Origin of the sequence: Gilliamella sp. App6-5 (assembly GCF_001690525.1) — a bacterium.
Taxonomy (GTDB): Bacteria; Pseudomonadota; Gammaproteobacteria; order Enterobacterales; family Orbaceae; genus Gilliamella; species Gilliamella apicola_H.
The window spans coordinates 1-6,086 of the sequence record NZ_LZGT01000100.1; the positions used below are offsets into that span (position 1 = coordinate 1).

Sequence of the window (6,086 nt, forward strand, 5' to 3'; positions counted from 1 at the left end):
GTTAGCCATAATCGCTATACCTTAACGGTTGACGGGCTGGGGGCGCCGATTTCGGTTTTACATGTTGAGGGTAATGAGTCGTTAAACCAGCCTTGGCGTTATGTAATCTCCTTTACCAGTACTGACAAAACCTTATCGCCTGATTCCTTTCTTAATCAAAAATCGACCTTCTCCTTTAATCCGGTTATCAACAAACCATTAACTTCTGCTATCCGCTCATTAAGTGATTTGCCCACGTTGACGAATAAACGCACCTTGCATGGGGTGATTACTGAGTTTAGTCAGTTATCGGTCAATAAAGAGGAAGCCCATTATCAGGTGGTGTTATCCTCGTGCTTAGCACGGCTCGCAGTGGGGCAACATAGTGCCATATTTCAACAGCAAAGTGTGGTGAGTGTAGTTGAAGAAGTGCTACGCAGTCATGGTTTGACGGGCATTGATTACCGTTTAGAGTTAAAAGACAGCTATCCTGAGCGGGAGTTTATTACTCAGTGGCAAGAAAGTGACCTTGAATTTATTCAACGCTTATTGGCCGATGTCGGTATCTGGTTTCGCTTTGAAACGCACGCCGAACATCATTGTGATGTGATGGTGTTAAGTGATTATGAACAAGGTTATGCGCAGGTGGCTAATATTGACTATAAACCACCCAGTGGCATGGCAGATAGTGGCGTTGAAAGTGTGTGGGATATCAGCCTGCATAGTGAAGTGGTGGTCTCCTCTGTCAAGGTACAAGACTATAACTACCGTGATGCCCTCGCCGATTTACAGGGCGAGATTAACACCCAACCCAAAGACCTTACCACCTATGGCAGCGACTATCGCTATGCCGAGCACTATAAAGGCTTAGCGAGTAACGGCCAAGAAAACCCGCAAGATAGTGGCGATAATAACGATGATGATAACCATGTTAATCCTGATAACGGCAATAATCCTAATGAGAATAACAGGCATGACGATAATCAGATTGAAAGCGGTCAGTGGTATGCCCGTATTCGCCATGAACAGGCTATTAGCCAGCAAATTATCCTCAAAGGCAAGAGTAATCACTATAACCTTGCTCCCGGTCAATGGATTAACCTCAACGGCAGCCCGCTGGCAGATATCAATGACGGTATCATCATTTTAACGGTACAAGGGCAGGGTAACCGCACTGATGCTTATGAACTCACCTTTACCGCTATTCCCTATCAAGCCTTAAAACCCTATCGCCCTGCGCCTATACGCTGGCCACAAGTTAGTGGCACATTACCTGCCCGTGTCACCAGTCCCAATCATGACACCTATGGCTATATCGACCCGCAAGGGCGCTATCGGGTTAAATTTAACTTTGATTTAAAAGAGTGGAAAAATGGCACGGAAAGCTTATGGGTACGCTTAGCCAAACCGTATGCAGGCAACACCTATGGCTTTCACTTCCCATTAATTGATGGCACTGAAGTAGCGATTGCCTTTATGCAGGGCAATCCTGACCGGCCGTATATCGCCCATGCGATGCATGATAGTGCTCACCCCGACCTTGTTACCACCATTAACAAACACCGCAATGTGATTCGCACGCCGGCTAATAACAAACTGCGCATGGATGACAAACGTGGGCAAGAGCATATCAAACTGGCCACCGAATACGGCAAAACTCAACTTAATATTGGTCACTTAGTTAACGAAAAAAAACAACCTCGCGGTGAAGGCTTTGAACTGCGCACCGACGAATGGGGGGCGATTGCTGCTAACAAAGGCTTATACTTAACCACGCAAACCGAGCCGAAAGCGCAAGGCAAACAGCTCGATATGCAAGCGGCAATAAGCCAACTTGAAAATGCCCTCTCTATTGCCAAAGCGCTACAAAATGCCGCCACCCAGTCCGAGGCACACAGCGCCGATACCGACAGCCAAGCGCAACTTAAAGCCAACTTAACTCAGCTAACCCAAAGTGGCCTACTGGCCTATGCGCAAGAAGGCATCGCCCTAACCAGCCCTGAAAATATTCAACTGACAACAGCGAGCAGCCTCACCTTAACTAGCGAACATCAAACCGACATCAACGCTTTAAACAACGTCACCCTTTCAGCGGGCGAGGCGATTGGCTTATTTGCGCAAAAATCAGGCATGAAACTATTTGCCAACCAAGGTGATATTGAAGTGCAAGCCCAAAATGCCAACCTCAATATGGCTGCCAAGCAAGATATTAAAGTGGATAGTGTCGATGGTAAAGTCACCATTACCGCCAAAGACAACCTCACGCTCATTTGCGGTGGCTCTTATATCAAAATCAGCAGTGAAGGTATTGAACTGGGCACACAGGATAATATCTATCTTAAATGTAATGTGTTCCAGAAGATGGGGCCAGCGAATATGGACATTAAATCAAAATTACCACCTATTTGTTCTGGAGTTCAAAAAAACTCAACCAACGAACATGCTATTTTTGTGGAAAGATAATAATGAAAAATTTAATACCTGATAACCAAATTAGTCAAACAATTACTCAGCACCTAATGCAGTTTGGTAAATTACATTTACTTGTTGATCCCAAAATCAATGATGAATTCTTTTTAAAAAATTATTTTGATTTTGAGTCAATTGTTCCTGTTCGCGATAGGCAAGATACCGTATCGACAGATTATGAATGCTTACAGCTTTGCACAATATCCAAACAATCAATAGCCGAAAGTACGCAATCGAAGCCAACATCGGTTTTAGAAGATATTATTCAAAACTTAAATGATAAAAAATCTGCAGCGATTGCGATCTTATTTTCACTATATCCTATTAATTATATTCAAAAACAAATTAGTAATGCCATGTTTATGCGCTATGATGGAAGCTATTATCTTTTTCGTTTTTATGACCCCAAAGTTTTAAATCATTTAGTTAGAATTTTTGATCAACAACAATTAGATAACTTATTCGGTGTAATTGAGTATTGGTATTATTGGCATGATAACTATATCGAACTAAATCATAAACCAGAAATAATCTTATCTGATATTAACTATCAAATAAGCTCTCGCCAATGGCAACAGCTTAATATTGCACAGACATATAATTATTACGAATACATTACAACAAATCAACAAAATAACACATTAACCACAGAGCAGAAAAAAACATTAAATCAGCTGTTAGAATGGGTGTATATGGCAAGTTACACGCAACCTGATAAACACATACTCAATTATATGGTTAGCTATATCATGGCTCAACCACCATCGTTTTTTCAATCAATAGATAAAGATCTATGTGCTAACCTTATTAATAATAAGGATATTAACAAAATTAAACAATATTTTAATGAATGGCAAGAAGGAATAAAACATGGCATCGCTTGATAATTTTCTAGGACTATTGAAGACAAATGAACAAAATCCAGGTAAACGTTGTCCTAGTTGTCAAGACAAAGAGGGTAATTTATTTGTGCTACCAACTCGTTTATCTATAGCTGGTTACCTATCGCGCAACGATATACCACCATTACCAAATTTTGTGCAAAAAAAAGTTAAAGATATACCATTAACACATTCTAAGTATTGTTTACAAATGCTTAGACAAGGTTATTTATACGTTTTAGAACATCGTAACACGGGCAAAAAATGGCGTGTATTTACCTCTAGCCCAGAGGGGTGTTTGATTGAACATAAAAATGTTGAAAATGTAAGTAATATTCCCCCTACCTATACCTGCAATATTGCATTTGATGGAGCCGATGCATCGTATATTAGTTTTAAAGAAAGCGAAAATATCATTAAGATCTATTTTATATTTGCACCTAATAAAATCAGTGCAAAGCTATTAGCGCAATATGAAGATCAGGATCTCTATTTACTTGACGGCATAACACCCGATGAAATTCGCAATGGAGTTAAATCAATATTACCAGATGAATTTTCACCCAATATTTTAGAATTTTCGACAGCAGAAAAGCTAGCAACCCAAGAGGAATTTTTAAATAACACGCCTTTTTGGGGTCATCAATCAGCTGAGCGATGTCAAGCATATCAAAAAAAACAGAACGTAGAATTTGTCTACTCCAAGCGTACAAATTTTAATGATGCATCCATAGGTAAGAATTTTTATCGTTATTTGTCGATATACAAAAAGCTGAAAAAACGTCAAGGTGCAGCCATTGTTGTCAATGATGCTATCGGCATCACTCAAAGCTTAAATAATCGGCGCAATCAAGCATTACAACAAAATATGAAACCTTGGATGGAAACTAAAGATAATGAAGGCATTTCTAACGAACACCGCTTACTAATTTCTAGACAGCTCTATGGGCTTAAAGACTCATTCCGTCAAATGCGCATTAAACAAATGATAAACAAGCAAAATCGACATTATGACTACTTGAGAATATATGGATCAGATCCAGAGCTATCCGATGAGATGAAAGAAATTTTGAATAGATATATTGATGAAGATCAAGAACGGTATGAGAAAAACATTGATAATATCTATACCCAAGAAGCCTCGGAAGAAGAATTTAAAGAAAAATATTGGAACCGATTATCACAAGAAAAGCTCGATACCTTTCAAAAAAATTTTGATGAAAAAAGTCAATTTGCCGAACAAAAGGCAGAAAATCATAGCCAAGATTATATAAAGTGGTTAAAGTCTGCACACCTGCTGCTAGCGCTAGATTTTTATGACTCTAACGAAAAACTCGATGGCATTCAGTTTACTCTGCAAGTCAGTGCATGCCTTTGTGGTGCAAGCGGCTCGCCTTCTGTAAGAAAACAATTTGATAAGTGGTGGAGTGCCTCCAAAATTACCCGTGAAAATTTATGTTGGCGTGCATATAGTTTTAATATTACAAGCATAATCGATACAATTAATGAGTATCTGGATTTGCAAAAAAAAATCATCATCAGCGATGGCCCTATTACAAATACTGACCATCTATCAACAATTGACACCGCCGTTGATTTACTTAATAAAATCACAGACCATATTAATCAAACGGGTCCCATAATTGATGACTTGGCGACACGTGGCTTGCCTATTGCATTATTATCAATCTCATTTGCTGATTTAGTACGACATTTTTTAAAGGTAACTTCAACACAGGCTGAACAGCGAGTTCTTAACTTTTTTGGTAATATGATTTTGTCTAGAATTAATAAAGAGGCGCGAAAGCTGTATGGTTTACGCATTAATATTTGTGGAAAAAGTTTTACCGCTGACCCAGCAAAAGGCGCTGGACAAATAACCCGTAGAGCGAGGGAGCATTTTCAAAATGCCGATCTGGTTAATACCCGAATTGCCATGATCGTTTTCGGGTTTAGCGCTTATGACACAATCCGAAAAATTACACAAGGCAAATGGAAAAATTGGCGAGAACGAGCCGAACTTGTTGCATCAGGGATGACAACCATGGCTGCAATATTCCAAATAAGGACTAGTGTTATTGAATGTTGTATCGGTAGAGATCCAAAATCGATGACCACAATTACAACGCGTAATGCCTTTGGCCGAATATTTTTATGGGGTGCGACCTTATCGGCAATGGCAGGAGGAATGTCCGTATACTTTGATTTTATAGATGGTAAAAAAGCAAGTGAACAAAATAACGATATAATAGCAATAGCTTATTATGCTAGAGCAATGGCAACCTTCGCGCTTAGTATATCACAATTCTTAGCGGCATTAGGTTCTTTAGTTCCATGGCTAGAAAGAATTGTAAATGAAAGTATTAAGCGAACTATTTGGGTAGCTATGGCTGAATGGGGGTTATTTTTAGGACGAACAGCATTGCAACGAGGGGTAGCTATAGTAATTGGCGCGGTAGGGTTTGTTGCAACCTTATTTACTATCGTAGTGTGTGTCGTTATTATGATTTTTGACGATAATGCATTACAAAAATGGTTAGATCGTTGCTGCTTTAGTAAAGATCCCAAACGTGATCAATTTGATGACTTAACTGAAGAGTTAAACGAGTTTTACCAAGCAGTTCAGGGGACATTTTAATGTATATTGGTGAATTTATATTGTGGTTAAGTAGTGCAATTAAACCTGAAACACGTAAAAAATTGAAAAAAGATTATTCTGATAACTCAATGAAGTTAAGCGAAGTCGCCAAAGATTAT

Annotated in this window: 3 protein-coding genes; all 3 read left to right on the forward strand. The window is 39.2% G+C overall.

Annotated features, from left to right (window positions below):
* A partial coding sequence (locus tag A9G24_RS11535; RefSeq protein ID WP_065639146.1) for a type VI secretion system Vgr family protein occupies positions 1-2,442 on the forward strand: 2,442 nt, incomplete at its 5' end.
* 2 nt (positions 2,443-2,444) lie between these two features.
* Positions 2,445-3,332, forward strand: a complete 888-nt coding sequence (locus tag A9G24_RS11540; RefSeq protein ID WP_065639147.1) for a DUF4123 domain-containing protein — start codon at positions 2,445-2,447, stop codon at positions 3,330-3,332.
* Positions 3,319-5,967 carry a T6SS effector BTH_I2691 family protein gene (locus A9G24_RS11545; RefSeq protein ID WP_065639148.1) on the forward strand — a complete coding sequence of 883 codons (2,649 nt, stop codon included), beginning with the start codon at positions 3,319-3,321 and terminating at the stop codon, positions 5,965-5,967. The genes A9G24_RS11540 and A9G24_RS11545 overlap by 14 nt, the downstream gene beginning before the upstream one ends.
* Positions 5,968-6,086 lie beyond the last annotated feature (119 nt).

Coding starts and splice junctions, on each gene's coding strand:
- A9G24_RS11540 (WP_065639147.1), top strand. CDS start 2,445: ATGAAAAATTTAATACCTGATAACCAAATTAGTCAAACAATTACTCAG.
- A9G24_RS11545 (WP_065639148.1), top strand. CDS start 3,319: ATGGCATCGCTTGATAATTTTCTAGGACTATTGAAGACAAATGAACAA.